The organism is Sphaerisporangium melleum, assembly GCF_014646695.1.
Classification (GTDB): domain Bacteria; phylum Actinomycetota; class Actinomycetes; order Streptosporangiales; family Streptosporangiaceae; genus Sphaerisporangium; species Sphaerisporangium melleum.
The window spans coordinates 38,018-39,263 of record NZ_BMNT01000032.1 but is presented as its reverse complement, the minus strand read 5'-3'; the positions used below and the strand labels follow the sequence as shown (position 1 = coordinate 39,263).

Sequence of the window (1,246 nt, the reverse complement as noted above, 5' to 3'; positions counted from 1 at the left end):
TGGCCGTACCACAACTTCATCAACGGCGCCCGCGACAAGGCGGGCAACTGGGTGCAGTTCGCGCCGAAGCTCAAGTCCGCGGGCGGTAACTTCGACCCCGACGAGTGGGCGCAGCTGTGCGTGGACGCCGGGGCCAGGTACGCCGGGCCGGTGGCCGAGCACCATGACGGCTACTCGATGTGGAACAGCACGGCGAACGAGTGGAACTCGGTGCTCACCGGGCCCAAGCTCGACCTGCTGCGCCTGTTCGGCGACGCCATCCGGGCCAAGGGCCTGAAGTTCTACGTCTCCCTGCACCACGCGTTCAACTTCACCGGCTACTACCAGTGGGTGCCCACCCAGGCGACGACCTCGCTGAAGAAGCTGTACGGCCAGCTCGGCTCGACCGCCGAGTACCAGCTGTGGTACGACAAGCTGAAGGAGGTCATCGACGGCTACCAGCCGGACATCATCTACCAGGACTTCGACATCGACAAGGTCCCGGAGTCCCACCGGCTGAACTTCCTGTCGTACTACTACAACAAGGCCGTCTCCTGGAACAAGGACGTCGCCGCCACCTACAAGGACGGCGGGTTCAACAACCGGGGCGAACTCTACGACTACGAGCGCGGCGGTCCCGCGGGCATCGTCTACCCGTACTGGCTGTGCGAGGACAGCGTCTCCAGCTCGAGCTGGTGCTACACCAACGGCATCGGCTACTACTCGGCGAAGTCCCTGGTGCACGCGCTGATCGACCGCGCCAGCAAGAACGGCACCATGCAGCTCAACATCGCCCCGATGGCCGATGGCAGCATTCCGTCGGGCCAGCGGTCGATCCTGCAGGCCTTCGGCACCTATCTCAGGGCGTTCGGCGAGTCCATCTACGCCACCCGCGCCTGGGAGGCGTTCGGCGAGGGCCCGACGCAGATGGGCGGCGGCTCCTTCACCACCCCGCGGGAGGGCACCAGCCAGGACATCCGGTTCACCCGCAGCAAGGACAACACCGTGCTGTACGCGACCGTGATGGGGTGGCCGGGCGGCACGCTGCACATCACGACACTGAACTCCAACCGGATCAACCTCGGCAACCTGGCCTCGGTGCAACTGCTCGGCGCCACGGCCGGCCAGTACACCAACCTGCCCACCCGCACCCAGGACGGCGGCGGCCTGCACATCACGTTGCCCTCCTCCAACGCCCCGTTCAGCGCCCTGGCCTACGTGGTCAAGCTGACCTTCAACGGCGCCATCCCGAGCCTGGGCGGCGGGT

General features: G+C 66.4%; 1 protein-coding gene. It reads left to right on the top strand.

Annotation, left to right across the window (positions count from 1 at the left end; genetic code table 11):
• The coding region (locus tag IEY93_RS26110) for an alpha-L-fucosidase (RefSeq protein ID WP_229691483.1) at positions 1–1,246 on the top strand (1,246 nt) is incomplete at both ends.